Raw genomic sequence first — 26,996 nt, forward strand, 5'->3', positions numbered from 1 at the left:
CCGCACCGCTCAGGACGACCCGCCCAGGACGACGTCAGGAGAGACCGAGTGGACACCACCCCGCAGCCGGACGCCCCGCCGCCCGGCGACCCCGGGACCTTCGCGCGCATCGAGGAGGGGGAGGAGTTCCGCGGCCTGCGCCGCTCCTTCCGCGGCTTCGCCTTCCCCCTCACCGCGGCCTTCGTGGCCTGGTACCTGCTCTACGTGCTGCTCTCCGGCTACGCCCCCGGCCTCATGGGCGCCACCGTGGCCGGCCACGTCAACGTCGCGCTGGTGATGGGGCTGCTCCAGTTCGCCACCACCTTCGCCATCGCCTGGCTCTACGCCCGCCATGCGGCCCGCCGGCTGGACCCGGCCGCCGCGGCCCTGCGCGGGCACGCCGCGGGCGGCACCGCCGCCGTCCCGGCCCCCGCCGCCTCCCCGTCCGCCGCGCCGCAGGAGGGTGCTGCCGAATGACCGCCCACGCCGTCACCGCACCGGCCCTGCTCGCCTCCGCGGCGACCCAGCACCGCGGCCTGACCGTCGCCCTCTTCACCGTCTTCGTCCTGGTCACCCTCGGCATCACCGTGTGGGCCGGCCGGCAGACCAGGGACGCCACCGACTTCTACGCCGGCGGCCGCTCCTTCACCGGGTTCCAGAACGGCCTGGCCATCTCCGGCGACTACATGTCCGCCGCGTCCTTCCTCGGCATCGCCGGCGCCATCGCCCTCTTCGGCTACGACGGCTTCCTCTACTCCGTGGGCTTCCTCGTCGCCTGGCTGGTCGCCCTGCTGCTGGTCGCCGAGCCGCTGCGCAACTCCGGCCGGTACACCATGGCCGACGTCCTCGCCTTCCGGATGCGGCAGCGCCCGGTGCGCACCGCCGCGGGCATCTCCACCATCGTCGTCTCCGTCTTCTACCTGCTGGCCCAGATGGTCGGCGCCGGCTCGCTGGTCGCCCTCCTGCTCGGCGTCACCGGGGACGCCCCCAAGCAGTGGACGATCGTCGCCGTCGGCGCGCTGATGGTCCTCTACGTCACCGTCGGCGGCATGAAGGGCACCACCTGGGTGCAGATCGTCAAGGCGGTGCTGCTGATCGCGGGCACCCTGCTGCTCACGGTCCTGGTGCTGGCCAAGTACCACTTCAACCCGTCCGCGCTGCTCGGCGCGGCCTCCGAGGCCAGCGGCAAGGGCTCGGCGTTCCTGGAGCCGGGCCTCAAGTACGGGGCGACCGGCACCACCAAGCTGGACTTCCTCAGCCTGGCCCTGGCCCTCGTGCTCGGCACCGCGGGCCTGCCGCACATCCTGGTCCGCTTCTACACGGTGCCGACCGCCCGCGCCGCCCGCACCTCCGTCCTGTGGGCCATCGGCATCATCGGCGGCTTCTACCTGATGACCCTCGCGCTGGGCTTCGGCGCCGCCGCCCTCGTCGGCCCGGACGCCATCAAGGCGTCCAACCCTGCGGGCAACACCGCGGCCCCCCTGCTCGCCCAGGAGCTCGGCGGCGGCGCCGGGTCCACCGGCGGCGCGGTCCTGCTCGCGGTGATCTCGGCGGTGGCCTTCGCCACCATCCTGGCCGTCGTCGCCGGCCTCACCCTCGCCTCCTCGGCGTCCTTCGCCCACGACCTGTGGGCCAACGTCGTCCGCCGCGGCAGGGCGGGGGAGAAGGAGGAGGTCGGCGTCGCCAGGATCGCCGCCGTCGTCATCGGGGCGGTCGCCATCCTGCTCGCCATCTTCGCCGACAAGCTCAACGCGGCCGCCCTGGTCGCCCTGGCCTTCGCGGTGGCGGCCTCCGCGAACCTCCCCACCCTCCTGTACAGCCTCTTCTGGAAGCGGTTCACCACCGCCGGCGCCGTCTGCTCCGTCTACGGCGGCCTGGCCGTCTCGGTGCTGCTCGTCGTCTTCTCCCCGGTGGTCTCGGGCCGGCCCACCTCGCTGGTCCCCGGTGCCGACTTCGCCTGGTTCCCGCTGGAGAACCCCGGCCTGGTCTCCATCCCCGCCGGCTTCCTCCTGGGCTGGCTCGGCACCCTGCTCTCGAAGGAGACCGCCGACCCCGCCAAGTACGCGGAACTGGAGGTGCGCTCCCTCACCGGCCTCGGCGCCCACTGACACCGCTTCCGGCCGCCTCCCTGCCCCGCCGCCCCGCCGTCCGGCCTCCTCGCTGTCGGACGCGGCGACTAAGCTGGGCGCAAGGGACAGGGAGGTGGCCACCGTTCTCATCGACTCCTTCGGCCGCAAGGCCGTCGACCTGCGGGTCTCGCTCACCGACCGCTGCAACCTGCGCTGCACGTACTGCATGCCCGAGGAGGGCCTGCAGTGGCTGGCCAAGCCGCAGCTGCTGACCGACGACGAGATCGTCCGGCTCGTCCGGATCGCCGTCACCGGCCTGGGCGTCACCGAGGTCCGCTTCACCGGCGGCGAACCCCTGCTGCGGCCCGGCCTGGTGTCCGTCGTGGAGCGGTGCGCGGCCCTGGAGCCCCGGCCCGAGCTCTCCCTCACCACCAACGGCATCGGCCTGGCCCGCACCGCCGCCGCCCTGGCAGACGCCGGGCTCGACCGGGTCAACGTCTCCCTCGACACCCTCGACCCCGCGGTCTTCCGCACCCTGACCCGCCGCGACCGCCACCGCGACGTGCTCGACGGCCTCGCCGCCGCCGAGAAGGCCGGCCTCACCCCGGTCAAGGTCAACAGCGTGCTCATGCGCGGCGTCAACGACCACGAGGCCCCCGACCTGCTCGCCCACTGCCTGGAGCAGGGCTACGAACTGCGCTTCATCGAGCAGATGCCGCTCGACGCCCAGCACGGCTGGGACCGCTCCTCGATGGTCACCGCCGAGGAGATCCTGGAGCGCCTCTCCGCCCGCTTCACCCTCACCCCCGAGCCCGGGGCGCTGCGCGGTGCGGCACCCGCCGAGCGGTGGACCGTGGACGGCGGGCCGGGGACCGTCGGCGTGATCGCCTCGGTCACGCGTCCCTTCTGCCGCGCCTGCGACCGTACCCGGCTCACCGCCGACGGCCAGGTCCGCACCTGCCTCTTCGCCCGCGAGGAGACCGACCTGCGCGGCGCCCTGCGCGGCGGCGGCTCCGACGCGGAGATCGCGGAGCTGTGGCGGGCCGCCATGTGGGGCAAGAAGGCCGGCGCGGGGATCGACGACCCCGGCTTCCTCCAGCCCGACCGCCCGATGTCGGCCATCGGCGGCTGACCGGCCCGGGCCCCCGGGCCCCTGCCGGACCGCCGGGCTTCCGCCGGACCCGGGGCCCGGGGCCCGGGCCCCGGGTCCGGCCGTCCGGGAGGGTGAGGGCGGCCGTGCGGGGAGGGGCGGGGAACGCCTCTGCGGCGGGAGGGGGCCCGACGGCCGGCCGGCTCACTTCTTCCTCACGCCCTCGTTCCAGATCAGTTTGGCGATGTTCGGCTTCACAGCCGTGGTGATGACGCCCATGGCCGTACGGACGTACCGCCGCTCCCCCAGCTCGCGCAGCATGCTCGCGGCGAGATCGGCGCGGGCGGTGAAGAGGCCGTCGGCACTGGTCTCGGCGGTGCGGTAGTCCGTGACGACGGGGTGTTCGAAGAGGCCCGAGGGCCGGACGAGGGTCCAGTCGAGGGCCGTCCCGCGGACCACGTCCTCCATGCGGCGCATGTCCTCGTGGAGGGTGCGGCCGAGACGCCGGTTCACCAGCGGGTCGAGCACGTGGTTGAAGAAGTGCGCGCCTGTGGGACGCCAGTGCGGGTCGGCGACGCTGGAGCTGACGACGAGCAGTCGCCTGACGCCGTGGCGGGCCATGGCCCCCGTGATGGCCGTGGCGCTCGTCGAGTACGTGGTGACGGCATCCCTGCTGAAGCGCGCGCCCAACGAGGAGAGGACGGCGTCCGTCCCGCCGATCGCGGCGTCGACGGCCGCCGGGTCGGTGGCGTCGGCGACGGCCACGGCGAGGCCGGGCCGTGCGGTGATGGAGCCGGGGCGGCGGGTCACGGCGACGACCTCGTGGCCGGCCGCGAGGGCCTGGTCCGTGAGGTGGCGGCCGGTCGGTCCGTTGGCGCCGAAGACTGCGATACGCACGGTGTCGGAACATCCCTTCGTGTGGTTTCCGGAACGCCCTTGACTCTGCCGGTCGTGAAACGCAGGCTCAACGCCGATGAATAACGCCGCCCCCGCCCCCGCCCGCAGCCGGGGCCGCCCCCGAGGCAACCCGCCGACCCGTGAGTCGATCGTCTCGGCGGCCCGGACGCTGTTCCTGGAGCGCGGCTACCGGCGTACCACCCTGCGCGCGGTGGCCGGTGCCGCCGGGGTCGACCCGGCGCTGATCGCGTACCACTTCGGCTCGAAGAAAGGCCTGTTCGCGGACGTCATGCAGGTCCACTGCGCCGACGCGCTGGCGGTGGACGACGTCCTCGGCGGGGATCCGGACACCCTCCCCGACCGCCTGGTCGACGCCGTGACCGGCCTGTGGGAGGACGCCGACTTCATCCGGCTCACCACCCGGGGGGAGGAGCCCGCCGAGGTGGTCCGCGAGTACCTGGAACGCGAACTGCTGGCCCGGCTCGTTGAATTCCTCGGCGGCCGGGACGCGACCGCCCGCGCCACGGCGGTGGTGACGATCCTCGGCGGCCTCATCTACACCCGCTACCTCAACCCCCTCCCCACCCCCGCCGCCCTCACCCCGTCCGAGACCCGCCGCGTCCTCGGCCCGGCGCTGCGCGCGGCACTGGCCCCGCGGCCCCGCACCGCGGGAACCGCCGGAGCGGGCCGTCGGGTCTCACCGACCCCCGGCCGGGGCACGGTCCGGCCCTGACCGCCCCGGCGCCGCCTGGCAGCCGACGGCAGGGCCGCCCGCACGGGCCTGCGCCCCGGCTACGGCCGCGGGGCCGCGTCCTCCCCGTGCCAGTCGGCGAGCGGCACCACGTCCTTGAGGAATCCCCGGACGCCCAGGAACTGCGACAGGTGCTCGCGGTGCTCCCCGCAGGCCAGCCACGTCTTGCGGCGGTCCGGGGTGTGCAGCTTCGGGTTGTTCCAGGCCAGCACCCACACCGCCTCCGCCCGGCAGCCCTTGGCCGAGCAGACCGGGGCGCCGTCCGCGGTCCCTGCCGCCGACGGGGCGGTTCCGAGGAGGGACGGGGGCTGCTGCGGGGTGCTCATCGGGCGCTTCCTGACGGTGCCGGGGGAGGGAGGGGGCGTGCCGCCAGTCTGCCATCCGCTCCGCCCGCCCGGGGCCGAGGGGCCGGTGCGCCGGTCCGCGTCCGCGGCCGCCCGGCCCTCCGGACCCCACCGCCCCTGACCGGCGCGTACGGGCCCTCGTGCCGCGCCGGGGAGCACCGGGCCCGGACATGGCGACGCCGGGCAGCCACGGGGGGAGCTGCCCGGCGTCGGTCCATCGCTCCGACGGGGGATGCGGAGCGTGTGAGCAGTATGGCACGCGCGGCACCCGCCGGAACCACGGAACCCCCCGATTGATTTGAGCTTCTCCTGAGGTTTCCCGTGGGGTGCCCTTCCGGGCAGAACGGACCGCCGGACCGGGCAGGTGCTCAGCCCTGCCCGCGCCGGGTCTCCCGGCGCACCTCCTCGGCCTCGCCGACCAGCGTCACCGGCTCCCGGGGCTGCTCCGCGTCCTGCTCCCCGGCGGCCTCGGGGGCCCCGAGCATCGGCTTCGGCTGCGCCCCGACGAAGCTGTCGGGCAGCCCGGGGGCGTTCTCCCGCCCGGCGTTGGCGATCACCACCGCGACGTACGGCAGGAGCGCGCCGCCCACCAGGGCCACCCACGCCAGCGGGCGCTCCACGTTCCACAGCACCACCGCGAGGATCACGCACAGCGTGCGGATCGACATGGAGATGATGTAGCGGCGCTGCCGCCCCCGCACGTCCTCGCTGAGGCCGGTCCGCGCCCCGGTGATCCGGATGGCCTGGCCGTGCCCGCTGCTCTTGCCCATCACCCTCGCCACCCCATCTCCACGCCGGACCCCCGGGATCGCCGGGCCTCCGGTGTCATCGGGTCCCCTACAACGGTACGCCGCGTTCCGGACGGGGACGACGGCGCCCCGGCGCGGTTGCGACATCCGGGGAGTAGGAGTTCGGCGCGAGGGCAGATGCCGGATGCACCCGGCAGGGGTCCGGGTCAGCAGCGAGAGGGAGACAGCGCATGTCCTTCGTATGGGCCATCATCGCGGGCCTCATCATCGGTGTCATCGCCAAGCTCGTCCTGCCCGGCCGGCAGCCGATCCCGATCTGGCTGACCATCATCCTCGGCATCGTCGGCGCCCTGGTGGGCAACGCCCTCGCCACCGCCTTCGGCGTCCGCGACACCGGCGGCTTCGACTGGATCCGCCACATCCTCCAGGTCGGCGTTGCCGCCCTGCTGATCGCCGTCGTCACCCCCATGTGGGGCCGTCGGCGGGTGTGACCGCGGTCCACAGCGGTCCACAGCGGTGCGGCCGGGCGGAGATCCGCCCGGCCGCACCGCTGTGCGCGGGCCCGGGCCGCAGCCGCGGCCCGGGCCCGCGCCGTCCCCGGCCGCCCTGTCCTCCCCGGCCGCCCCGCCGTCCTCAGCCGGGGGAGAGGTACTGCGGCGGGACCGCCGCCGCCAGCCAGACCCCGTTGGCGCTCACCCGGAAGACGTGGCCGGCGGCGGCCATCGCCGCCGCGTCCACCACCAGCACCACCGGCCTGCCGTGCCGGGAGCCGACCCGGACCGCGGTCGCCCGGTCGGCCGACAGGTGCACGTCCTGCCGGGACATGGGGCGCAGCCCCTCCCGGAGGACCGTCCCCAGGGTGCGCCCGGTGGTCCCGTGGTAGAGCACCGGCGGTGGGTCGGCGGGCGGCAGTCCGAGGTCCACCGCGACCGAGTGCCCCTGGCTGGCCCGGATGCGCAGGCCGTCCTCCGAGTAGGCGAAGCGGCGCTTGTCGTTGGAGGCCACGACGTGGTCGAGCTGCTCCCGGGTGAGCGGCCGTCCGTGCCGGGCGAGGGCGGCCAGCAGCACCTCGACCTCCACCCACCCGGCGGGGTCCAGCTCGACGCCGGCCGCCGCCGGGTCGTGCCGCAGCACCCGGCTCAGGAACTTCGACGCCCTGACCGTGGTCCGCTCGTCCACGCCGCCTCCCCCTCGTCCTCTCCGCCCGCGCCGCTCGCCCGTCCCCCTCGGTGCCGGGCCCCTCAGGAGGCCTGGCTGACCGAGCTCATGTTGAAGTCGCGCACCCGCAGCGGCGGCATGGCGGCCCGGGTGAACCAGTCGCCCCACTCGCGCGGCAGGCACCGCTCGGTGCGGCCCGCCTCGGCGACCCGGCCCAGCAGGTCCACCGGCGACTCGTTGAACCGGAAGTTGTTCACCGCGCCGACCACCTCGCCGCCCTCCACGAGGTACACGCCGTCCCGGGTGAGGCCGGTGAGCAGCAGCGTCGCCGGGTCCACCTCGCGGATGTACCACAGGCAGGTGAGCAGCAGCCCGCGCTCGGTGCGGGCGACCATCTCCTCCAGCGTCGGCCCGTCGCTCCCGCCGCCCGCCTCCAGTACGAGGTTGTCCACGGAGGGGGCCACCGGGAGGCCGGTCAGCCCGGCCGTGTGGCGGGTCGTCAGCAGGTTCGCCAGCTCCCCGTCGCGGATCCAGTCGGTCGCCGCGAGCGGCAGCCCGTTGTCGAACGCCGACTGGTTGCCGCCGGAGGAGTGCGCGACCACGAACGGCGCCGCCTCCAGGCCCGGCTCCGCCGGGTCCGACCGCAGCGTCAGCGGCAGCGCCGACAGCCGTTCGCCCACCCGGGTGCCGCCGCCGGGCCGGCTGAAGACGGTGCGGCCCTCGGCCGCGTCCCGCCCGCCGAGCGACCAGCCCAGGTAGACCATCAGGTCGGCGACGGCCGACGGGGGCAGCAGCGTCTCGTACCGCCCGGCGGGCAGGTCGATCCGCCGCTTGCCCCACTCCAGGCGCCGCCGGAGGTCCTCCTCCATGGCGCCCGGGTCGACGTCGCGGAAGTCCCGGGTGGCCGCGCCCGCCCAGGCGGAGCCCGACAGGTCGGCGGTCTTGGCGTTCAGCTCCACGGTGCCGGTCGGCTGGTCGTGGCGCAGCCGCAGGCCGGTGGAGGTCCCCAGGTAGGTGGAGGCCATCTCGTGCCGGGCGAACCCGTACAGCAGCCGCCCGCCGTCGCGGCAGCGGGCGAACGCCTCGCCGAGCGCGGGCGCGAAGTCGCCGAAGACGCCGATGCCGGTCTCCGCGGGGGCCTCGGTGAAGGCCGCGTCGGTGCGGCCGCCCGCGACCAGCGGCTGCGCGTCCTCGGCCGGGCCCGCCTCGCGGGCGGCGGCCTCGGCGGCCCGGACCAGCGCCTCCAGCTCGTCGGCGGTCACCGCCTCCCGGGAGACCACGCCGGAGGCGGTGCCCTCGGCGCCGTCCACGGTGGCGATCACGGTGAGGGTGCGGCTGCGGGTGACGCCGTTGGTGGTGAGCGCGTTGCCCGCCCAGCGCAGGTTGGCGGAGGACTCCTCGTCGGCGATGACGACGCAGCCGTCGGCGCGGGAGAGCTCCAGCGCCCGCTCGACGACCTCGTGCGGCGCGGTGCCGTGGGTGGACTGCATCAGCGACCCGCCTCCTGCTGGGTGTTGAGCACGTTGACGTTGCGGAAGAGCGCCGACGGGCAGCCGTGGCTGACCGCGGCCGTCTGGCCCGGCTGGGCCTTGCCGCAGTTGAAGGCGCCGCCGAGGACGTAGGTCTGCGGGCCGCCGACGGCCTCCATGGACCCCCAGAAGTCGGTGGTCGTCGCCTGGTAGGCCACGTCCTTGACCTGGCCCGCGAGCCGCCCGTTCCGGATGCGGTAGAACCGCTGGCCGGTGAACTGGAAGTTGTAGCGCTGCATGTCGATCGACCACGAGCGGTCGCCGACGACGTAGACGCCGTCCTCCACCGCGGCGATCAGCCCCTCGGTGTCCGGGCCGTCCGCCGCGGGCTGCAGCGAGACGTTGGCCATCCGCTGCACCGGCACGTGCGAGGGCGAGTCGGCGAAGGCGCAGCCGTTGGACCGGCCCAGGCCCTTGAGCCGGGCCATGCGGCGGTCCAGCTGGTAGCCGACGAGCACGCCGTCCTTCACCAGGTCCCAGGACTGCGTCTCCACGCCCTCGTCGTCCCAGCCGATGGTGGCCAGGCCGTGCTCGGCGGTGCGGTCGCCGGTGACGTGCATGACCTCGGAGCCGTACCGCAGGCTGCCCAGCCGGTCGAAGGTCGCGAAGGAGGTGCCCGCGTACGCGGCCTCGTAGCCCAGCGCCCGGTCCAGCTCGGTGGCGTGGCCGATCGACTCGTGGATGGTCAGCCACAGGTTGGAGGGGTCGACCACCAGGTCGTAGCGCCCGGCCTCCACGCTCGGCGCCCTCATCTTCTCGGCCAGCAGCCCCGGGATCTCCGCGAGCTCGCGGTCCCAGTCCCAGCCGGTGCCGCGCAGGTACTCCCAGCCGCGCCCGGCCGGCGGCGCCAGGGTGCGCATCGAGTCGAACGCGCCCGTCCGCTCGTCCACCGCCACGGCCTCCAGCTCCGGGTGCAGCCGGATGCGCTGCTGGGTGGTGACCGTGCCCGCGGTGTCCGCGTAGAACTTGTTCTCCTGGACGGTCAGCAGCGACGCGTCCACGTGGGAGACCCCGTCCGCCGCCAGCAGCCGCCGGCTCCAGTCGGCGAGCAGCGCGGTCTTCTCGGCGTCCGGCACCTCGAAGGGGTCGACCTCGTACGAGGAGACCCACACCCCGTCCCGGTGCACCGGCTCCTCGGCCAGCTCCACCGGGTCGCCGCCGCCCGCCGCCGCGCCGATCCGCGCCGACAGCCGGGCCACCTCCACCGCCTGCTCCGCCACCCGGGCCGCGGCCGCGGGCGTCAGGTCCACCCCGGCCGCGAAGCCCCAGGCGCCGTCCAGCACCACCCGCACGGCGAAGCCGAGCTGGAGGCTGTCCGACGACCCCGCCGGGCGGGCGTCGCGCAGTCTCCAGGAGGCGTTGCGGATCCGCTCCAGGCGGAAGTCGGCGTGGCTCGCGCCCAGCTCCGACGCCCGGCTCAGGGCGGCGTCCGCGAGGGAGCGCAGCGGAAGGGCGAGGAAGAGCGGGTCGACGGCCCGCTCGCGGGCCGTGGGGGGTGTCTCCGGCATGGGGCTCCCTGTCCGGGTCGGTGGTGTCCGGGCCGACGGTGTCGCGCCGCCGCCCCGGGGTGCGCCCGGACGGCGGCGTGCGGGCGCCCCCGGCACAGGGGCGCCCGCACGGCATCATCGCGTGTCCACCCGTTTGCTGCCAGCGGGTTTCCCGGCGCGCCGCCGCGGCCCCGTCCGTGCACGGACCGTGGTCCGCCCCCGCGCCGTCGGACCCGGCCCCGGCCCGGCGGTCCGGGACGGGGGAGCGCCGTCAGCCGGCGCGGCGCCTGCGCCAGGCTGCCGCCAGGACGCACACCACCGTCAGCTCGGCCGCGGCGAAGGCCACGGCCCCGAAGGCGGTCATCGCCCGGTCGTGCCCGGCGACGCCGGCCGAGAACAGCGCCACCCCCAGCAGGAACGCCAGCCCCGCCCCGATCACGACCGTGCCCAGCCAGACGTCCCGGGCGGCCGCCCGGACTCTGCTGCGGCGGTCGCCGAAGGAGGCCAGCAGGCGCGCCAGCACCGGGTCGCGCTCGCTCAGGTGCCGCTCGATGTCGGCGAGGACCCGCCTGTCGTGCATGGAGAGACCCATGGGCCACCTCCCGTGTTCGGCGCCGTGTGCGACCCCGTCGCAGGCCCTCCGCGGAACCGGCGGCGGCTCTCGTGCCGCACCCCTCCTCCATCGTCCCACGGTCCGCCCCGCCGGGCCCGTCAGGACCTCCCGTCCGCCCGTCCGCCCGGCCCGCCTGCCCGGTCCGTCCCGCCGGTCCCCTCAGTCCGCCTCGGGGGAGCCGGTGATCCGCAGCTTGCGCTGGACCCGCTGGTAGAAGGTGGTCCGGCCGAGCCGCACCACCCGCGAGGCCCCCGGCAGCACGGCGACGCCGACGCTGTCGCCGGGCCCCACCCGCCCCACCACGCGCCCGTCGGCCTCCACGGCGAGCTCCCCGCTGCGCGGCAGCACGTCCAGCTCCAGCTTCTCGCCGCCCGACAGGTACAGGGCCCGGTTGAACGCCGAGTGCGGTGCCACCGGCGTCACCAGCACCCCCTCGGCGCCGGGCGAGACGATCGGCCCGCCCGCCGAGAAGCTGTACGCCGTCGAACCGGTGGGCGTCGCCACGATCACCGCGTCCGCCGCGTAGCTCACGAAGGCGTGCCCGTCGACCCGGATGCCGACCGCCGCCGAGCGGTCCCCGGGCACCCGCACCAGGGCGATGTCGTTGAAGGCCAGCTCCTCGCAGCCGCCGCCGACCGCCCGGACGCCCGAGCGCTCCTCCACGGTGAAGCGGTGCTCGTCGATCGCGCACAGCGCCTCCGGCACCTCCGGGATGTCCACCTCCGCGAGGAACCCCAGCCGGCCGACGTTGACGCCCAGGACCGGCGTGCCGACGCCCGCCGCCAGCCGCATCGCCCGCAGCATGGTGCCGTCCCCGCCCAGGCTGAGCACCAGGTCCGCCCGCCGGACGAGCTGCCCGGCCTCCACGGCCACCGCCGCCCCGTCCAGCCGCGCCGCCTCCCCGGGCGAGGCCAGGACCGTCCCGCCGCGCGACCGGGTCCACTCCACGATCGTCGCGACCGTCTCCGCGCATTCCCGCTCCGGGTGCAGTACCAGGCCCACCGTGTTGACCAGTCCCATGCCGCCGGCTCCCGTGCTCGCTCCGACCCGTCCACCCTCCAGTCACGCACACCCGGCCCCCGGCCACAAGGCGCCCCCGCGGGCGCCGGGGTCCGCCGCCCGGGCCCCGCGGCGGGCGGCGCGCGGTAGCGTGGTCCGCCGGAGGCGGATTCCTGCCGAACACGCCCCGCACGCAACGCCGTTGACGTCCGGGACCGGGCCGAGGTGCGGAGGTGCGGATGACGGGGCGGGAGCTGTCGCCGGCGGACCACACCAGGAAGGAGGTCCGCGAGGTCCTCCAGCGGCTCGTCTGCGACCGGGGGTGGACGCTGCGCAAGGGCGGGCACTGGGGCGTCCTGCACTGCTCCTGCAGTCCGCTCTGCACCCGGGTCCTGGTGCCGGGGACCCCCCGGAGCGCGAGCACCGCGGCCCGCCGGATCGCGCAGGCCGCGGCCCGCTGCCCGAAGCCCGAGGACGACCCCAGCCGTCCCCCGAGAGGCGGCGTTGTCGTTTGACAACGGCGGCCCGCTGGGCGAAGCTGCGGCGGGGGACGGCGGACCCCGGTGCCCCGGTCCGGGCGGCACCGTCCGGGAGAGCGGGGCGTATGGAGTTCGAGTTCACCTTCGTCGTCGACGGCGTCACGCCGGACGACGAGGCGGCCGCGACGGTCCTCGTCGAGCGGTTCGACGGGCTGCTCGCCGAGCACCGCGGCCGGTGCCTGCTCACCGTCTCCGCCGAGGCCGGCACCGCCCTGGAGGCCGCGCACGCCCTCGTGACCGGTCTGCGACGCGCCCTCCCCGGTCTGCGCGTGCTGCGGCTCGACCCCGAGCTCGTCGGGGTCTCCGACATCGCGGAGCGCTGCGGGCGCAGCCGCCAGAACGTCGCCCAGTGGGTCGGCGGGGAGCGCCGGGCCGCGGCCGAGGCGCCCTTCCCCGAGCCCGAGGGCACGGCCGGGCACTCCCTCGTCTGGCGCTGGGCCGAGGTCAACGCCTGGCTGGCGCGGGTCGGCGCCGACGACGGCATGGCGCGCGCCAGCCGCGACGAGGCGCTGCTCGTCGACCTCTCGCTGCGGTTCTGGCAGGAGCCGGAGGGCCCGCACGCGGCGCCCGGGCAGACCCTGGAGATCACCGTGGTCGCGGACGGCGACGAGCACCGCGAGGACCGCGAGTACGTCCGCACCCACCTGGACCGGATGATCGCCGAACGGCCCGAGGTGCTGAGCCACCTCGCGGGGCTGCCCCGGGGCGACGCCGGCCGGCTCGTGGTCGTCTGCGCGGTGCCCTTCGACCGGCTGGACAGCGTGGTGCGGCTGCTCGGCCCGCACACCGCCTCCGGCGCCCTGGCCGTGCGCACGGGCGACTCCGAGCTCCACCTCACCGCGCTCTCGGCCGTCCCGCTCCCGGGCACCGTGCCGATCGACCGGCTCGGCCTCGGCGAGGGGGCCACCGTCGCCGACCTGGTCCTGCTCCAGCGCAATGGGTCGGTCGCCCCGCCCACCTCGCTGGCCCTGCCCGTCGGCTGACCGGCCGCTGCCGCGGGGCGCCCGGCACGCGCCGCCGGCCGGTCCGGGGGCGGAGGGGAGGGTCCGGGCGGCTCCGGCGGCGCGGGCCCGGGCGGCGGACGGCCCGGGCGGCGGGCTCAGGCGGCGGCCGGTGCGGGGAGGGGGCCGTCGGGGAGGGGCTGCTCGGTCCAGATGACCTTGCCGCGGGGGGTGTAGCGGGTGCCCCAGCGCTGGGTGAGGCGGGCCACCAGGAAGAGCCCGCGGCCGCCCTCGTCGCCGGAGTCGGCCCGGCGCAGCCGGGGGGAGGTGCTGCTGCCGTCGGCGACCTCGCAGACCAGGGCGCGGTCGCGGAGCAGCCGCAGCCGGATCGGCCCGGTGGCGTGGCGGATGGCGTTGGTGACCAGTTCGCTGAGGACCAGCTCGGTGGTGAAGGCGAGGTCGTCCAGCCCCCACGCGGTGAGCTGCCGCAGCGCCGTGGCCCGCATGGCGGAGACCGCGGCCGGGGCGGCCGGGACCTCCCACTCGGCGACCTGCGCCGGCCCGAAGGCTCGGGTGCGGGCGACGAGCAGCGCGACGTCGTCGTGCGGGTCGGTGGCGGGCAGGGCGTCGAGCACCGCGTCCCTGGTCTGCCGGGCGGTGGGGCCGGCGTGGCGCAGCGCCCCGCGCAGCCGCTCCAGCCCGAGGACGGGGTCGTGTGCGCCGCCCTGCAGCAGGCCGTCGGTGTAGAGGACCAGCCGGCTCCCCTCGGGCAGGTCCAGCTCGGCGGTCTCGAAGGGCATCCCGCCCAGGCCGAGCGGGGGCCCGGCGGGGAGCTCGGGGAAGTCGACCGTGCCGTCGGGGGCCACCAGCGCGGGGAGGGGGTGGCCGGCGCGGGCCAGGGTGCAGCGCCGCGCGACCGGGTCGTAGACCGCGTACAGGCAGGTCGCGCCGATGACGCCGTCGCCCCCGCCGCCCCCGTCGCCGCCCCCCGCCTCCTCGTCGAGGCGGCCGACCAGGTCGTCGAGGTGGGTGAGGAGCTCGTCGGGCGGCAGGTCGAGGGCGGAGAAGTTGTGGACGGCGGTGCGCAGCCGGCCCATGGTGGCGGCGGCGTGCAGGCCGTGCCCGACGACGTCGCCGACGACCAGGGCCACCCGGCCGCCGGACAGCGGGATCGTGTCGAACCAGTCCCCGCCGACGGCGGCGTGGGAGGGCAGGTAGGAGTGGGCGACCTCCACGGCGTTGTGCCCGGGGAGCCGGTGCGGCAGCAGGCTGTGCTGCAGGGCCAGGGCGGTGGCGTGCTCCCGGGTGTACCGGCGGGCGTTGTCGATGCAGACGGCGGCACGCGCCACGAACTCCTCGGCCAGGGAGAGGTCGTCGTCCTCGAAGGGCTCGGGCCTGCGGAGCCGGTAGAAGCTCGCCACGCCCAGCACCACGCCGCGGGCGCGCAGCGGGACGGACATCAGGGAGTGCACCCCGAACCCCAGGATCCGCCCCGACTCCTCGGGGCGCTGGGCGGTCCACCCGGAGGACTCGGCCAGCCGGGGCTCCAGCACCGCCCGCCGTCCGGTGTAGGCGCGGGCCTGCGGGCTGTCGGGGATGAACCGCACCAGCTCGCCGACGGCGTAGAAGGGGCAGTCGCCGGCGAGGCCGACCGCCGCCGTGCGGCGCAGCTCGGCGTCCGGTCCGGCAGGACCGGGCTCCTCGCCCTCCAGGACGCAGTCCGGCAGGTCCACCGTGACGTGGTCGGCGAGGCCCGGCACGGCGACCCGGGCCAGCTCCTCGGCGGTGCGCCGCAGGTCGAGGGTGGTGCCGATGCGCACCCCGGCCTCGTACAGCAGGTCCAGCCGCCGGCGGGCTGCGACGGCGAGGCTGCCGACCCCCGGCTCGCCCACGAGCAGCAGCCACCGGCCGGCCGCACCGCCGGTGCCCGTGTCGTCCGTCCCCGTGCCGTCCGTGGCCGCGCTGCCCGTGGCCGCGCTGCCCGTGCCGGGGGTCCCACCGTGGCCCCCGGAGCCGTTCGCGGAGCTGTTCGCACCGCCGTCCGCGACCGCCGGGCCGGTCCCCGCGGCCGGGGTGGGGGAGACGCTGGCCTCCACCGCCACGCCCGCGATCCCGCCGGGACCGCTCACCGGCCGGGAGTGCAGCACGGCCGCGCCGCCGCCCGTGAGCGGCACCTCGACCGCCCCCCGCCCGGGCGCCGAGATCAGCCGGGTGGCCTGCTCACGGAGCCGTACCAGGTCCCCGGAGCCGACCGCCGCGTCCGGGGTGAGGAGCGTCGCGGGCCCGGGGTCCGCCGGCCGTACGCGGCTCCCGGCCCGGGCGTACGCCCGCAGCAGGGCCTGCTCCCGCTCCCGGTACCGGGCGAGCAGCCGCCCCTCGATGTCGGCCGCGATCCGCCGGACGAGCGCCTCCATCTGCGGGTTGGCGTCGTCCTGCCGGCAGGTGATGTCCACGGCGCCCTCGATGCGGCCGCTGACGGGGTCGCGGATCGGGGCGGCCGCGCAGGCGTAGGGGCGCAGCCGCTCGGCGAAGTGCTCCGCGCCCAGCACCAGGCACGGCCGCCGCTCCACGAGGGCGGTGCCGCAGGCGTTGGTGCCGACGTCGGACTCGGCGTAGCTGAAGCCCGGTACGACCAGCAGGTCGTCGAGGACCGCGCGCAGGGAGGGGTCGCCCGCCCGGCGGTGCAGCACGGTGGCGTCCGCGTCGGTGAGGGCCACCGCCACACGGCTGTCGGCGATGGTCGACTCGAAGCGGTCCAGGACGGGCGCGGCCGCGCGCAGCAGCCGCTCGGCGGCCGCCGGGTCGCCGCGGAAGGGGATCTCGGGCCAGTCGGGCAGGAGGCCCAGGGAGCGGCACCGGCGCCAGGAGTCGAGGATCGGGGGGCGTACGTACGTCGTCAGGGGCTCTCCGGCGAGGAACCTGTCGTAGGTGTCGACGGTGAGCCGGGCGGTACCCCCCAGGACGTCCGCCATCCGGATCACTTCCCTCAGGGCGGATCGGGCCGTGTGCAGCAGGCCATCTTCAGGATAGGCCATAGGGGGACAAGTCCCCCTGCCGGGCCACCCCTGCCGTGCCGCCTCCACGCGTGCCGCCTCCACGCGTGCCGTCCGACCCGTGCCGGCCGCGGCCGGGCGGGCGCACCCCCGGCCCCCGCCCCCGCACCGCGCGGTGGAGGGCCGCTCCGGCCCGGGGCCGGATTTCCGGTTGGCGGACGCTCCGCGGTCGGGCAGACTGCGCGGCGATGGACATGATCGTTGACACGTCGGGCGGACGGGTGCGCGGGTTCGAGGCCGCCGAGGGGGTGGCGGCCTGGCTCGGCGTGCCGTACGCCGCGCCGCCCTTCGGGGAGGCGCGGTTCCGGGAGCCGCAGCCGGCCGAGCCCTGGCGCGGCGTCCGGGACTGCCTGCGGTTCGGTCCGACCGCCCCCCAGTCCGCCGAGCTGCCCGGCATGCCCCCCTGGTCGCCCGGCGACGAGGACGTGCTCACCCTCAACGTGTGGGCCCCCCTCGTCCGTGAAGGGGACGTCCGTGAGGGCGGCGCCCGTGGAGGCGGCGGCCGGGGCGGGGAGCGCCGGGGCGGTGCGCTGCCGGTCCTGGTGTGGATCCACGGCGGCGCGTACACCTTCGGCTCCTCCTCCCAGCCCGACCACGACGGCACCGCCCTCGCCCGCGCCGGGCTGGTCGTGGTGACCTGCAACTACCGGGTGGGCTTCGAGGGGTTCGGCCACGTCCCCGGGCACCCGCACAACCGCGGGCTGCTCGACCAGGCCGCGGCGCTGCGCTGGGTCCGCGACAACGCCGCCTCCTTCGGCGGCGACCCGGGGAACGTCACCGTGGCCGGGCAGTCCGCCGGCGGCGGCGCGGTGCTCTGCCTGACCGTGATGGAGCAGGCCCGCGGCCTGTTCCGCCGGGCGGTCGCGCACAGCGTCCCCGACAGCTACGAGCCCGTCGCGACCGCCGCCGCCGTCACCGCGCGGATCGCCGCGGCGGCCGGGGTGGCGCCCACCGCCGAGGGTCTGCGCTCCGCACCGCCCGAGGCCCTGGTCGCGGCCGCCGACCGGGTCGCCGCCCACCGGGACCGGACCCCGGACGGCGCCCAGGACGGCGCACCCGGCCCGGAACGCACCGACGTGCTCTTCGGCCCGGTCGTGGACGGGGACGTCCTGCCCGCCGCGCCCCTCGACGCGCCCGCCGACCCGGCCCTGGACCTGCTGCTCTGCCACACCACCGAGGAGTGGTGGCTCTTCGACGCGGTGGGGCAGGCCCTCCCGGCCGCCACGGAGGCGGACCTCGCCGCGACGGCGGCGGCGCTCGGCCTCCCCCGGGAACTCGCCGACGGGTACCGGGCGCTGATGCCGGACGCCCCGGTCGCCGACGTCTCCCTGGCCCTCACCGGCGACGCGGTCTTCTCCGAGCACACCTGCCGCCTCGCCGAGCACCACGCCCGGGGCGGCGGCCGGGCGTACCTCGCCCGCTTCGACCGGCGCCGCGACACCCCCCGCGGGCGGGTCCGGGCCTGGCACGCCGCCGACGTGCCGTTCGCCTTCGGCACCCTGGACCGGCCCGAGCTCGCCTTCCTGGTCGGCGGCCCGCCCGACGACGCGGACCGGGCGCTCTCCGACCGCATGGTGCGGTCCTGGGCGGCCTTCGCCGCCGACGGCGACCCCGGCTGGCCGCCGCTCACCGCCGACGGAGGACCCGTGCACGTCTGGTCCGTACCGCAGGACGCCCTCGTCCCCGGCACCGGGACGCCCGTGCGGGCCCTGTGGCGGACGGCCGTCCCCGGCCCGACCCGCTCCTCGCGCCTGCCGGACCCGCAGGGCTGACCGGACCGGCGGCGGCCGGGCCGCAGCTGCCCGGCTGCCCGGCGGCCCCGCAGTCCGGCGGCCCCCGCGCCCCGGCGGTCCGCAGGTCTCAGCGGCCCGCGCCGCCCCCGGCCGTGCGGACGGCCCAGCCGGTCACCAGCGCGGTCACCCGCGGGTCCAGCGGCAGGCGTGCCTCCCGCCGGTAGGCGCGCAGCGACGGCGGGCCGGACCGGGCGCGCAGGGTGTGGGTGACGTCGGGGAGCCGGTGGGTCTCCACCGGCCCCCGCACCAGTCCGGCGATCACCGCGAGGTCGTCCGGGTCCACCTGGAGGTCCTTCTCCCCGGTGACCGCGAGCACCGGCACGCGGACCCGGGCCAGGTCCGCCGCCGGGTCGTACGCCAGGTACTCGCGCACCCAGCGGGCGTTGAGGCGGACCCCGCCGATCCGGGCCGTGTCGCCGGTGGTGGCCCTCACCCGTGCGTGGTTGGCCGCGACCCTGGCCTCCAGGTCCGTCCGCAGGAGCCGCAGGACCGCCCGCACCGGGGCGGGCAGCGTCGGCGCGATCCGCCGGGCCTGCCACCGCAGCACCTCCTCGCCCGGCCGGGCCGCCCCGCAGAGCAGGCCGAGGCCCGCCACGTCCGCGCCACGGCCGGCGAGCGCCGTCGCGAGGACGGCGCCCTCGCTGTGGCCGAGCAGCAGCAGCCGTCCGGCGTCCACCTCCCCGCGGGCGGCCAGGGCGGCGAGGGCGGCCTGCGCGTCGTCGACGTTGTCGTGCAGCCCGGCGCGGCGCCAGTCCCCGGGGCTGGCGCCCACGCCCCGCTTGTCGTAGCGGAGCGAGGCCAGGCCGGCGCCGGCCAGGGCGTGCGCGAGCAGGCGGGTCACGCCGAGCGGCATCCGGCGGTGGTCGGAGTCGCGGTCGACCGGCCCCGAGCCGGGCAGCAGCAGGACGGCCGGGTGCGGCCCGGGGCCGTCGGGGAGGGCGAGCGTGCCGGAGAGCCGCCGGCCGCCGCAGGCGAAGGGGAGCGGGAGCTCGCGCACCCCCGTCACCGGCCGAGGGCGGCCGCGAGGGCCGCCGCGTCGTCGGTGCCGAGCAGCAGCTCGTCCCAGGGCTGCCCGGTGAGCCGCACCCGCAGGGCGGGCTGCCCGCGCCGGACGGAGACCAGGGCCTTGCGGCCGCGGCCGCGCCAGGTACCCAGCCTGCGCACGCCGGGCACCCCGAGCCCCGGGGCCCGCAGCCCGCGGACCGCCGCGAGGCTGTCGGCCGCGGGTACGGCCTCCGCGCCGGTGATGGCGGCCAGCGGCACGCGCACGTCGCGCACCAGGCCGAGGGCCTTCTCCCACGCGGTGAAGCGGACGTCGAGCCCGGTTGCGGTGAGGCGCACAGTGGTCATGGATCGATTCTTATCATTATCGAGAATGAAGTCAATTGTGAGAGCATGGGACCCGGAGGTGGACGAGACGATGGCTTCGGCGGACCTTCTGCTGCACCCGGTGCGGCTCCGCATCGTCCAGGCGCTGCTCGGCGGCAGGGAGATGACCACGGCCGACATCCGGGCGGAGGTCACGGGCGTGCCCCCGGCGACGCTCTACCGGCAGATCGCCGCGCTCGCCGACGGCGGCGTGCTGGAGGTGGCCGCCGAGCGGAAGGTGCGGGGCGCCGTCGAGCGGACCTACCGGCTGCGCACCGAGGCCGCGTCCGTCGGCCCCGAGGAGGCCGCCGGGATGACCCGCGAGGGGCACGCGCGGGCCTTCCTCACCTTCGTCTCCGGCCTCCTCGCCGACTTCGACCGCTACCTCGCCGCCGCCGGGCCCGAGCCCGGCGCCCAACCCGGGGCAGAACCCGGCGCCGCCGGTGTCGACCTCGCCCGCGACATGGTCGGCTACCGCCAGGCGGCGCTGTACCTCACCGACGAGGAGCTGGCGGACCTCCTCGCCGACCTGCGCGCCGTCCTGGAGCCCCGGCTGGCCCTGCGGCCGGGCGGCGACCGGGTCCGACGCCTGCTCACCACCGTCCTCATGCCCGCGCCCGAGGGGCCCCGGCCGCACTGACGGCCCCGCCGTCGGAGCCCCGCCGCCGGTGCCCGGACTGTGGGGAACCCACAGTTCGACGCCGTGCGAGCTGTGGGAGGCGGAGGCACGTGAGGCCCCGGCGGCCGGATAGCGTCACAATGCGCGCCCTCGCCGCGCCCGTCCCGCCGCCTCGGGGGGACACCCGGCCGGGGCATCCGGCCGGTCCGCCCGGCCGGCCCCGTACGACCAGGAAAGCCCCGTACGACCAGGAAAGAGGTGGACCGTTGAGCCGCTCGGTTCTCGTCACCGGAGGAAACCGGGGCATCGGCCTCGCGATCGCCCTAGCCTTCGCGGAGGCCGGCGACAAGGTCGCCGTCACCAGCCGCTCCGGTGAGGTCCCCGAGGCGCTCGCCGGGCACGACGTGCTCGCCGTGAAGTGCGACATCACCGACTCCCGGCAGGTCGAGGACGCCTTCAAGGAGATCGAGGAGAGGCACGGCCGGGTCGAGGTGCTGGTCGCCAACGCCGGCATCACCCGGGACACCCTGCTGCTGCGCATGTCGGAGGAGGACTTCACCTCCGTCCTGGACACCAACCTCACCGGCACCTTCCGCGTCGTCAAGCACGCGGCCAAGGGCATGCTGCGCCTGCGGAAGGGGCGGATCGTCCTGATCTCCTCCGTCGTCGGCCTGCTGGGCTCCCCGGGCCAGGCCAACTACGCCGCCTCCAAGGCCGGACTGGTCGGCTTCGCCCGCTCCCTCGCGCGCGAGCTGGGCTCGCGCAACATCACCGTCAACGTCGTCGCCCCGGGCTTCGTCGACACCGACATGACCGCGGTGCTCGACGAGGAGCGCCGCGCGGAGATCCTCGCGGGCGTGCCCCTCGGCCGCTACGCCGCGCCCGCCGAGATCGCCTCCGCGGTGCGCTTCCTCTCCTCGGACGACGCCGCGTACATCACCGGAGCCGTCGTTCCCGTCGACGGCGGATTGGGCATGGGTCACTGATCACCATGAGCGGACTTCTCAACGGCAAGCGGATCCTGGTCACGGGCGTCCTGCTCGAGTCCTCCATCGCCTTCCACACGGCCAGGCTGGCGCAGGAGCAGGGCGCGGAGATCGTCCTCACCGGCTTCGGCCGGATGAGCCTGGTCGAGCGGATCGCCAACCGGCTGCCCAAGCCGGCCCCCGTGATCGAGCTCGACGTCCAGAACACCGAGCAGCTGGACAGCCTCGCGGACCGGGTGCGCGAGCACCTGCCCTCCCTCGACGGCGTGGTGCACTCCATCGGCTTCGCGCCGCAGGACGCCCTGGGCGGCAACTTCCTGAACACCCCGTGGGAGTCGGTCGGCACCGCCGTCCACGTCTCGGCGTACTCGCTGAAGTCGCTCACCATGGCCTGCCTGCCGCTCATGGAGAACGGCGGCTCGGTGGTGGGCATGGACTTCGACGCCACCGTCGCCTGGCCGCAGTACGACTGGATGGGCGTCGCCAAGGCCGCCCTGGAGTCGACCTCCCGCTACCTGGCGCGCGACCTGGGCGAGCGCAACGTCCGGGTGAACCTCGTCTCGGCCGGCCCCATCAAGTCGATGGCCGCCAAGTCGATCCCCGGCTTCGAGGAGCTGGCCTCCGTCTGGGAGACCCGCGCCCCCCTCTCCTGGGACCTCAGCGACCCGGAGCCCGCCGCGCGCGGCGTCGTGGCGCTGCTGTCCGACTGGTTCCCCAAGACCACCGGCGAGATCGTCCACGTCGACGGCGGCCTGCACGCCATCGGCGCCTGACGCCCCGTCCCCGACCGCGGCCCGGCGGCCCCGCCCCCTCACCGGGGCGGCGCCGCCGGGCCGCGGCGCGTCCCGGGCCGGACGCGCCGTCCGGTCCGCGCCGGCGGCCCCGGACTACGCTGGGAGCGCCCGTCGCCGTCTGGAAGGGGGTCCGCCGTGGAGCACGAGGCCGCCGTCGACCCCGGGCCGCCGGAGGAGCAGGCCCGCCCCCTCGCCGGGGCGGCCCCGTCCGAGCCGGTCGAGCACGTCGACGCGCACGACCGCCCGCTCGGCGTGGTGGACCGGGCCGAGGCGGCCCGGCGCGGACTGCTGCACCGCCTGGCGACCACCGTCTGCCGCGACCCGGCCGGCCGGTACCTGGTGTACCGGCGGCCCCCCTCCGCCCCCCGCTTCGCCGGGCTGTACGACGTGATGGTCGGCGGCGCCGTCGCCGTGGGGGAGGGGTACGCCGAGGCCGCCGCCCGGGAGCTGGCCGAGGAGCTCGGCGTCCTGGTGCCCGTCCGCCCGGTCGCCCGGTTCCTGGTGCGCGGCGCCCTGTGCCCGTACTGGCTCGGCCTGCACGAGGCCGTGATCACCACCGGGGTCCGCCCGGACCCGGCCGAGGTCGCCTGGTGCGGCTGGATGACCGCCGCCGAGCTGGAGCGGCACACCGCCGCGCACCCGTACGTCCCCGACGGGCTGCTGGCGCTCGCCCGCTACCGGGCCGCCGCCGGGGCGCCCTGACCGCACGCCCGGCCGGTCGCCGGGCCGGATGCGCCCGCCCGGTCCGTTCACCCGTACGGCGGTACGCCGCCGCGCGGATCCCCGCCTCCCGTGCGCACGATGGTGGGACACGTGGCCACCCACAGCCGGCTCCCGCGGCCGGCGGGAAGCGGGCAGCGATGGCTGGACGCATACGTGCCTCCGGGCTGGCCGGCGAACTCGCGGCCGAGTTCGCCGGGACGATGGTGCTGCTCCTCTTCGGAGCGGGCGTGGTGGCCCAGGTGGTCGCCGGCGGCGGCCTGACGAACCCGCCCGGCGGCCTCGGCAACCACGACAGCATCGCCTGGGCGTGGGGTCTCGGCGTCACCCTCGGCGTCTACGTGGCCGCCCGGCTCAGCGGCGCCCACCTCAACCCCGCCGTCACCCTCTCCCTGGCCGCCTTCAAGGGATTCCCCTGGCGCAAGGTGGCCCCGTACGCCCTGGCCCAGACGCTCGGGGCGTTCATCGCGGCCCTGCTGGTGCGGTGGAACTACACCGAGGTGCTGGGCCGGTTCGACCCGGGGCACACCTTCAAGACGCAGATCGTCTTCTCCACCCTCCCCGGCAACGGCTCCACCACCTTCGGCGTGCACGAGTGGGGGGCCTTCCGCGACCAGGTGATGGGCACCGCGATCCTGCTGATCCTGGTCCTCGCGGTGACCGACCTCCTCAACACCCCGCCCGGTGCCAACCTGGCCCCGTTCGTCATCGGCCTCATCGTCGTCGCCATCGGCATGGGCTGGGGCACCAACGCCGGGTACGCGATCAACCCGGCCCGCGACTTCGGGCCGCGGCTCGCCAGCTACCTCACGGGCTACCACACGGCGTGGCGGGACCAGTGGGGGAACCTCTACTTCTGGGTGCCCATCGTCGCCCCGCTGATCGGCGGCCTGGTCGGGGCGGCCTTCTACCAGTGGGTCGTCGGGCGCTTCCTGCCCGGGGTCGAACCCGAGCCCCCCGGCCAGGTGCCCCTGCCCGACCAGCACTGAACCCGCCGGCACCGAACCCGCCGGCACCGAACCCACCGGGACCGGACCCACCGGGACCGGACCGGCCGGGGCAGCGAGCCCCCGCAGGATCCCGTGAGACCCGGCGACAGCCCGGCGAGAGCCCGGAGAAAGGCGGCACCCATGGCGGACTTCGTCGGCGCGGTGGACCAGGGGACCACCAGCAGCCGCTTCATGATCTTCGACCACGACGGCAACGAGGTGGCCAAGCACCAGCTGGAGCACACCCAGATCCTGCCGCGCCCCGGCTGGGTCGAGCACGACCCGGTGGAGATCTGGGAGCGGACCAACGTCGCCATCCAGAACGCCGTCCGCTCGGCGGGCATCGCCGCCACCGACCTCGCCGCCATCGGCATCACCAACCAGCGCGAGACCACCGTCGTGTGGGACCCGCGCAACGGCCAGCCCTACGGCAACGCCATCGTCTGGCAGGACACCCGCACCGACCGCATCGCCACCGCCCTGGAGCGCGACGGCCACGGCGACCTCATCCGCCGCCGGGCCGGCCTGCCGCCCGCCACCTACTTCTCCGGCGGCAAGATCAAGTGGATGCTGGAGAACGTCGACGGCCTGCGCGAGGCCGCCGAGAAGGGCCACGCCCTCTTCGGCACCACCGACTGCTGGGTGCTGTGGAACCTCACCGGCGGCCCCAACGGCGGCATCCACGCCACCGACGTCACCAACGCCAGCCGCACCATGCTCATGGACCTGGAGACCCTCGACTGGGACGACGAGCTCCTGGAGATCTTCGGCATCCCCCGCGCCATGCTGCCGGCGATCAACGCCTCCTCCCACCCCGAGGCGTACGGGCAGACCCGCACCACCCGCCCGCTGCGCTCCGCCGTCCCCATCACCGGCGTCCTCGGCGACCAGCAGGCCGCCACCGTCGGCCAGGTCTGCTTCGACGTCGGCCAGGCCAAGAACACCTACGGCACCGGCAACTTCCTGCTGCTCAACACCGGCACCGAGCCGGTCCGCTCGCAGCACGGCCTGATCACCACCGTCGCCTACCGCTTCGGCGACGCCCCGGCCGTGTACGCGCTGGAGGGCTCCATCGCCGTCACCGGCTCCGCCGTGCAGTGGCTGCGCGACCAGATGCGGACCATCACCGACGCCGCCGAGAGCGAGCGCCTCGCCCGCACCGTGGAGGACAGCGGCGGCGTCTACTTCGTGCCCGCCTTCTCCGGCCTGTTCGCCCCGTACTGGCGCTCCGACGCCCGCGGCGCCATCGTCGGCCTCGCCCGCTACCACACCAACGGCCACCTGGCCCGCGCCACCCTGGAGGCCATCTGCTACCAGAGCCGCGACGTGGTCGAGGCCATGGAGCAGGACTCCGGCGTCCACCTGGACGTCCTCAAGGTCGACGGCGGCGTCACCGCCAACGACCTGTGCATGCAGACCCAGGCCGACGTCCTCGGCGTCCCCGTCAGCCGGCCCGTGGTCGCCGAGACCACCGCGCTGGGCGCCGCCTACGCGGCCGGACTCGCCACCGGCTTCTGGCGCGACACCGACGAGCTGCGCGAGCACTGGCACGAGTCGAAGCGGTGGGAGCCGCAGTGGAGCGACGAGCGCCGCGAGGAGGGCTACGCGGGCTGGAAGAAGGCCGTGCAGCGCACCCTGGACTGGGTGGAGGTCGAGTGACGCCCGGCCCCCCGCCCGCACCGCCCGCCCCTGCCGGCCGCCCACACCCCGCCGCCGCGGCGGCCCGCGCGCCCGCCCGCACCGGCACCCGCCGCACGAACGACCCCACGAGCGACCCCACGAGGAGCTGACCCATGGTGAAGCCGGTGGCACTCTCGCCCCAGACCCGCGCCGACGCGCTCGCCCGCCTCGGCGAACGCGAACTCGACATCCTCGTCGTCGGCGGCGGCGTGGTCGGCGCCGGAGCCGCCCTCGACGCCGCCACCCGGGGCCTGAGCACGGGCCTGGTCGAGGCCCGGGACTGGGCGTCGGGCACCTCCAGCCGCTCCAGCAAGCTCATCCACGGCGGCCTGCGCTACCTGGAGATGCTCGACTTCCGCCTGGTCGCCGAGGCCCTGCGCGAGCGCGGCCTGCTCATCCAGCACCTCGCCCCCCACCTGGTGCGGCCCGTCCCCTTCCTCTACCCCCTGCAGCACCGCGTCTGGGAGCGCCCCTACGTCGGCTCCGGCGTCCTGCTGTACGACACCATGGGCACCACCTCGGGCACCGCCCGCGGACTGCCCCACCACCGCCACCTCACCCGCCGCGGGGCCCTGCGGGAGGCCCCCGCGCTGCGCTCCGACGCCCTGGTCGGCGCCGTCCAGTACTGGGACGCGCAGGTCGACGACGCCCGCCACACCATGCTCATCGCCCGCACCGCCGCCGCCTACGGCGCGCTGATCGCCAACCGCGCCCGGGTCTCCCGCTTCCTGCGGCAGGGCGAGCGGGTGGTCGGCGCGGTCGTCACCGACCTGGAGACCGGGACCGAGCACGAGGTCCGGGCGAAGCAGGTGATCAACGCCACCGGCGTGTGGACCGACGACACCCAGGGCATGGCCGGCACCCGCGGCCAGTTCCACGTCCGCGCCTCCAAGGGCATCCACCTGCTGGTGCCGCGGGACCGCATCAACTCCCGGACCGGGCTGATCCTGCGGACCGAGAAGAGCGTCCTGTTCGTCATCCCCTGGGGCCGGCACTGGATCATCGGCACGACGGACACCGACTGGGACCTCGACAAGTTCCACCCCGCGGCCAGCGCCAAGGACGTGCGGTACCTGCTCGACCGGGTCAACACGGTCCTGGTCACCCCGCTCACCCCCGAGGACGTCGAGGGCGTCTACGCCGGCCTGCGGCCGCTGCTGTCCGGCGAGGCCGCCGAGACCAGCAAGCTCTCCCGCGAGCACCTGGTCGCCCACCCCGTGCCCGGCCTGGTCGTCATCGCCGGGGGCAAGTACACGACCTACCGGGTGATGGCCAAGGACGCCGTGGACGAGGCCGTGCGCGGCCTGGACGAGAAGGTGCCGGAGTGCACCACCCGCAGCGTGCCGCTGCTCGGCGCCGACGGCTTCCAGGCGCTGTGGAACGCCCGCCAGAACCTCGCCCGCGAGTCCGGCCTGCACGTGGCCCGCATCGAGCACCTCCTGCACCGCCACGGCTCCCTCGTCCACGAGGTGCTGGACCTGGTCGCGGCCGACCCCTCCCTCGGCGACCCGCTGCCCAGCTCCGACGACTACCTGCGGGCCGAGGCCGTCTACGCGGTCACCCACGAGGGGGCCCGGCACCTGGACGACGTCCTCGCCCGCCGCACCCGCATCTCCATCGAGTCCTGGGACCGCGGCGTGGACGCGGCCCGGCCCGTCGCGGAGCTGATGGCCGGGCACCTCGGCTGGGACGCGGCGCAGGTCGACCGGGAGGTCGACCACTACCTCAAGCGGGTGGAGGCCGAGCGCGAGGCGCAGGAGCAGCCCGACGACCACACCGCCGACGCGGCGCGCCTCGGCGCCCCGGAGATCGTGCCGCTCGCCTGACCGGCCCCTCCCGGCAGCCCCCG

26 protein-coding genes are annotated in these 26,996 nt (G+C 76.1%); 15 read left to right on the forward strand and 11 right to left on the reverse strand.

Features of this window, described 5'->3' with window-relative positions:
- Positions 1–48: 48 nt before the first annotated feature.
- From LO771_RS12645 to moaA, 3 genes are all read left to right on the forward strand, one after another.
- Positions 49–456 (forward strand): DUF485 domain-containing protein, encoded by a 408-nt coding sequence (locus LO771_RS12645; RefSeq protein WP_230651667.1) that lies wholly within the window; start codon positions 49–51, stop codon positions 454–456.
- Entirely contained in the window at positions 453–2,087 is a 1,635-nt protein-coding gene (locus tag LO771_RS12650) for a cation acetate symporter (protein WP_230651454.1), read from the forward strand. Before LO771_RS12645 ends, LO771_RS12650 begins: the two co-directional genes overlap by 4 nt.
- Before the next feature lie 94 nt (positions 2,088–2,181).
- A complete protein-coding gene (gene moaA / locus LO771_RS12655) occupies positions 2,182–3,180 on the forward strand; it encodes a GTP 3',8-cyclase MoaA (protein ID WP_230651457.1) in 999 nt (332 codons plus the stop codon).
- Between the two features lie 162 nt (positions 3,181–3,342).
- Here moaA and LO771_RS12660 read toward each other — a convergent pair whose 3' ends face one another.
- A complete protein-coding gene (locus tag LO771_RS12660; protein WP_230651460.1) occupies positions 3,343–4,035 on the reverse strand; it encodes an NAD(P)-dependent oxidoreductase in 693 nt (230 codons plus the stop codon).
- 76 nt (positions 4,036–4,111) lie between these two features.
- On the opposite strand from LO771_RS12660, the gene LO771_RS12665 reads away from it, so the two are divergent.
- A complete protein-coding gene (locus LO771_RS12665) occupies positions 4,112–4,768 on the forward strand; it encodes a TetR/AcrR family transcriptional regulator (protein ID WP_230651463.1) in 657 nt (218 codons plus the stop codon).
- 59 nt (positions 4,769–4,827) lie between these two features.
- Here the strand turns inward: LO771_RS12665 and LO771_RS12670 are convergent, their stop codons facing one another.
- Positions 4,828–5,112 (reverse strand): hypothetical protein, encoded by a 285-nt coding sequence (locus LO771_RS12670; RefSeq protein ID WP_230651465.1) that lies wholly within the window; start codon positions 5,110–5,112, stop codon positions 4,828–4,830.
- Between the two features lie 386 nt (positions 5,113–5,498).
- Positions 5,499–5,900, reverse strand: a complete 402-nt coding sequence (locus LO771_RS12675; RefSeq protein WP_230651670.1) for a DUF3099 domain-containing protein — start codon at positions 5,898–5,900, stop codon at positions 5,499–5,501.
- Positions 5,901–6,109: 209 nt separating this feature from the next.
- Here LO771_RS12675 and LO771_RS12680 point away from each other — a divergent pair, with 209 nt between their 5' ends.
- Positions 6,110–6,370: a GlsB/YeaQ/YmgE family stress response membrane protein gene (locus LO771_RS12680; protein ID WP_230651468.1), complete on the forward strand. Its 261-nt coding sequence runs from the start codon at positions 6,110–6,112 to the stop codon at positions 6,368–6,370.
- A gap of 142 nt (positions 6,371–6,512) precedes the next feature.
- On the opposite strand, the gene LO771_RS12685 is transcribed toward LO771_RS12680, so the two are convergent.
- From LO771_RS12685 to LO771_RS12705, 5 genes are all read right to left on the reverse strand, one after another.
- A complete protein-coding gene (locus tag LO771_RS12685; RefSeq protein WP_230651472.1) occupies positions 6,513–7,058 on the reverse strand; it encodes an RNA 2'-phosphotransferase in 546 nt (181 codons plus the stop codon).
- 62 nt (positions 7,059–7,120) lie between these two features.
- Positions 7,121–8,527 (reverse strand): metallopeptidase TldD-related protein, encoded by a 1,407-nt coding sequence (locus tag LO771_RS12690; RefSeq protein WP_230651475.1) that lies wholly within the window; start codon positions 8,525–8,527, stop codon positions 7,121–7,123.
- Positions 8,527–10,074: a TldD/PmbA family protein gene (locus LO771_RS12695; RefSeq protein WP_230651478.1), complete on the reverse strand. Its 1,548-nt coding sequence runs from the start codon at positions 10,072–10,074 to the stop codon at positions 8,527–8,529. The genes LO771_RS12690 and LO771_RS12695 overlap by 1 nt, the downstream gene beginning before the upstream one ends.
- A 250-nt stretch (positions 10,075–10,324) precedes the next feature.
- Positions 10,325–10,645, reverse strand: coding sequence for a DUF3040 domain-containing protein (locus tag LO771_RS12700; RefSeq protein ID WP_230651481.1), 321 nt, complete (start codon positions 10,643–10,645; stop codon positions 10,325–10,327).
- Between the two features lie 180 nt (positions 10,646–10,825).
- Positions 10,826–11,686 (reverse strand): NAD(+)/NADH kinase, encoded by an 861-nt coding sequence (locus LO771_RS12705; RefSeq protein WP_230651484.1) that lies wholly within the window; start codon positions 11,684–11,686, stop codon positions 10,826–10,828.
- 218 nt (positions 11,687–11,904) lie between these two features.
- Here LO771_RS12705 and LO771_RS12710 point away from each other — a divergent pair, with 218 nt between their 5' ends.
- Both LO771_RS12710 and LO771_RS12715 read left to right on the forward strand, forming a co-directional pair.
- Positions 11,905–12,180 (forward strand): hypothetical protein, encoded by a 276-nt coding sequence (locus tag LO771_RS12710; protein WP_230651487.1) that lies wholly within the window; start codon positions 11,905–11,907, stop codon positions 12,178–12,180.
- Positions 12,181–12,269: 89 nt separating this feature from the next.
- Positions 12,270–13,187, forward strand: coding sequence for an AlpA family transcriptional regulator (locus LO771_RS12715; protein WP_230651490.1), 918 nt, complete (start codon positions 12,270–12,272; stop codon positions 13,185–13,187).
- 116 nt (positions 13,188–13,303) lie between these two features.
- Here LO771_RS12715 and LO771_RS12720 read toward each other — a convergent pair whose 3' ends face one another.
- Positions 13,304–16,117, reverse strand: coding sequence for a SpoIIE family protein phosphatase (locus LO771_RS12720; protein ID WP_230651493.1), 2,814 nt, complete (start codon positions 16,115–16,117; stop codon positions 13,304–13,306).
- A 269-nt stretch (positions 16,118–16,386) separates the two neighbouring features.
- On the opposite strand from LO771_RS12720, the gene LO771_RS12725 reads away from it, so the two are divergent.
- Positions 16,387–17,970: a carboxylesterase/lipase family protein gene (locus tag LO771_RS12725; RefSeq protein WP_230651495.1), complete on the forward strand. Its 1,584-nt coding sequence runs from the start codon at positions 16,387–16,389 to the stop codon at positions 17,968–17,970.
- Between the two features lie 88 nt (positions 17,971–18,058).
- Here LO771_RS12725 and LO771_RS12730 read toward each other — a convergent pair whose 3' ends face one another.
- Positions 18,059–18,988 carry a S9 family peptidase gene (locus tag LO771_RS12730; RefSeq protein ID WP_230651498.1) on the reverse strand — a complete coding sequence of 310 codons (930 nt, stop codon included), beginning with the start codon at positions 18,986–18,988 and terminating at the stop codon, positions 18,059–18,061.
- Between the two features lie 5 nt (positions 18,989–18,993).
- Entirely contained in the window at positions 18,994–19,341 is a 348-nt protein-coding gene (locus LO771_RS12735; RefSeq protein ID WP_230651501.1) for a hypothetical protein, read from the reverse strand.
- 25 nt (positions 19,342–19,366) lie between these two features.
- On the opposite strand from LO771_RS12735, the gene LO771_RS12740 reads away from it, so the two are divergent.
- The 7 genes from LO771_RS12740 (at position 19,367) to LO771_RS12770 (ending at position 26,973) form a co-directional block, all read left to right on the forward strand.
- Entirely contained in the window at positions 19,367–19,999 is a 633-nt protein-coding gene (locus tag LO771_RS12740) for a helix-turn-helix domain-containing protein (protein ID WP_230651503.1), read from the forward strand.
- Positions 20,000–20,244: 245 nt separating this feature from the next.
- A complete protein-coding gene (gene fabG, locus LO771_RS12745; RefSeq protein WP_230651506.1) occupies positions 20,245–20,964 on the forward strand; it encodes a 3-oxoacyl-[acyl-carrier-protein] reductase in 720 nt (239 codons plus the stop codon).
- Between the two features lie 5 nt (positions 20,965–20,969).
- Positions 20,970–21,737: an enoyl-ACP reductase FabI gene (gene fabI / locus LO771_RS12750; RefSeq protein ID WP_230651509.1), complete on the forward strand. Its 768-nt coding sequence runs from the start codon at positions 20,970–20,972 to the stop codon at positions 21,735–21,737.
- Positions 21,738–22,010: 273 nt separating this feature from the next.
- Positions 22,011–22,460: an NUDIX domain-containing protein gene (locus LO771_RS12755; RefSeq protein ID WP_230651673.1), complete on the forward strand. Its 450-nt coding sequence runs from the start codon at positions 22,011–22,013 to the stop codon at positions 22,458–22,460.
- A 158-nt stretch (positions 22,461–22,618) separates the two neighbouring features.
- Complete coding sequence (locus LO771_RS12760) at positions 22,619–23,467, forward strand: MIP/aquaporin family protein (RefSeq protein WP_230651513.1); 849 nt, start codon at positions 22,619–22,621, stop codon at positions 23,465–23,467.
- A 141-nt stretch (positions 23,468–23,608) separates the two neighbouring features.
- The gene (glpK, locus tag LO771_RS12765) at positions 23,609–25,126 is read left to right on the forward strand and encodes a glycerol kinase GlpK (protein ID WP_230651518.1); all 1,518 of its coding nucleotides are present in this window, start codon (positions 23,609–23,611) and stop codon (positions 25,124–25,126) included.
- Between the two features lie 134 nt (positions 25,127–25,260).
- Complete coding sequence (locus LO771_RS12770) at positions 25,261–26,973, forward strand: glycerol-3-phosphate dehydrogenase/oxidase (RefSeq protein ID WP_230651520.1); 1,713 nt, start codon at positions 25,261–25,263, stop codon at positions 26,971–26,973.
- The last annotated feature ends 23 nt before the right edge of the window (positions 26,974–26,996 follow it).

This window comes from Streptacidiphilus sp. ASG 303, assembly GCF_020991365.1.
In the GTDB taxonomy this organism is placed as follows: Bacteria; Actinomycetota; Actinomycetes; order Streptomycetales; family Streptomycetaceae; genus Peterkaempfera.

Excerpts from the sequence above, each read along its gene's own strand:
- LO771_RS12650 (WP_230651454.1), top strand. The coding sequence starts at position 453 with ATGACCGCCCACGCCGTCACCGCACCGGCCCTGCTCGCCTCCGCGGCG.
- LO771_RS12665 (WP_230651463.1), top strand. The coding sequence starts at position 4,112 with ATGAATAACGCCGCCCCCGCCCCCGCCCGCAGCCGGGGCCGCCCCCGA.
- LO771_RS12670 (WP_230651465.1), bottom strand. The coding sequence starts at position 5,112 with ATGAGCACCCCGCAGCAGCCCCCGTCCCTCCTCGGAACCGCCCCGTCG.
- LO771_RS12675 (WP_230651670.1), bottom strand. The coding sequence starts at position 5,900 with ATGGGCAAGAGCAGCGGGCACGGCCAGGCCATCCGGATCACCGGGGCG.
- LO771_RS12680 (WP_230651468.1), top strand. The coding sequence starts at position 6,110 with ATGTCCTTCGTATGGGCCATCATCGCGGGCCTCATCATCGGTGTCATC.
- LO771_RS12690 (WP_230651475.1), bottom strand. The coding sequence starts at position 8,527 with ATGCAGTCCACCCACGGCACCGCGCCGCACGAGGTCGTCGAGCGGGCG.
- LO771_RS12695 (WP_230651478.1), bottom strand. The coding sequence starts at position 10,074 with ATGCCGGAGACACCCCCCACGGCCCGCGAGCGGGCCGTCGACCCGCTC.
- LO771_RS12700 (WP_230651481.1), bottom strand. The coding sequence starts at position 10,645 with ATGGGTCTCTCCATGCACGACAGGCGGGTCCTCGCCGACATCGAGCGG.
- LO771_RS12705 (WP_230651484.1), bottom strand. The coding sequence starts at position 11,686 with ATGGGACTGGTCAACACGGTGGGCCTGGTACTGCACCCGGAGCGGGAA.
- LO771_RS12710 (WP_230651487.1), top strand. The coding sequence starts at position 11,905 with ATGACGGGGCGGGAGCTGTCGCCGGCGGACCACACCAGGAAGGAGGTC.
- LO771_RS12715 (WP_230651490.1), top strand. The coding sequence starts at position 12,270 with ATGGAGTTCGAGTTCACCTTCGTCGTCGACGGCGTCACGCCGGACGAC.
- LO771_RS12720 (WP_230651493.1), bottom strand. The coding sequence starts at position 16,117 with ATGGCGGACGTCCTGGGGGGTACCGCCCGGCTCACCGTCGACACCTAC.
- LO771_RS12725 (WP_230651495.1), top strand. The coding sequence starts at position 16,387 with ATGGACATGATCGTTGACACGTCGGGCGGACGGGTGCGCGGGTTCGAG.
- LO771_RS12735 (WP_230651501.1), bottom strand. The coding sequence starts at position 19,341 with ATGACCACTGTGCGCCTCACCGCAACCGGGCTCGACGTCCGCTTCACC.
- LO771_RS12740 (WP_230651503.1), top strand. The coding sequence starts at position 19,367 with ATGAAGTCAATTGTGAGAGCATGGGACCCGGAGGTGGACGAGACGATG.
- fabI (WP_230651509.1), top strand. The coding sequence starts at position 20,970 with ATGAGCGGACTTCTCAACGGCAAGCGGATCCTGGTCACGGGCGTCCTG.
- LO771_RS12760 (WP_230651513.1), top strand. The coding sequence starts at position 22,619 with ATGGCTGGACGCATACGTGCCTCCGGGCTGGCCGGCGAACTCGCGGCC.
- glpK (WP_230651518.1), top strand. The coding sequence starts at position 23,609 with ATGGCGGACTTCGTCGGCGCGGTGGACCAGGGGACCACCAGCAGCCGC.
- LO771_RS12770 (WP_230651520.1), top strand. The coding sequence starts at position 25,261 with ATGGTGAAGCCGGTGGCACTCTCGCCCCAGACCCGCGCCGACGCGCTC.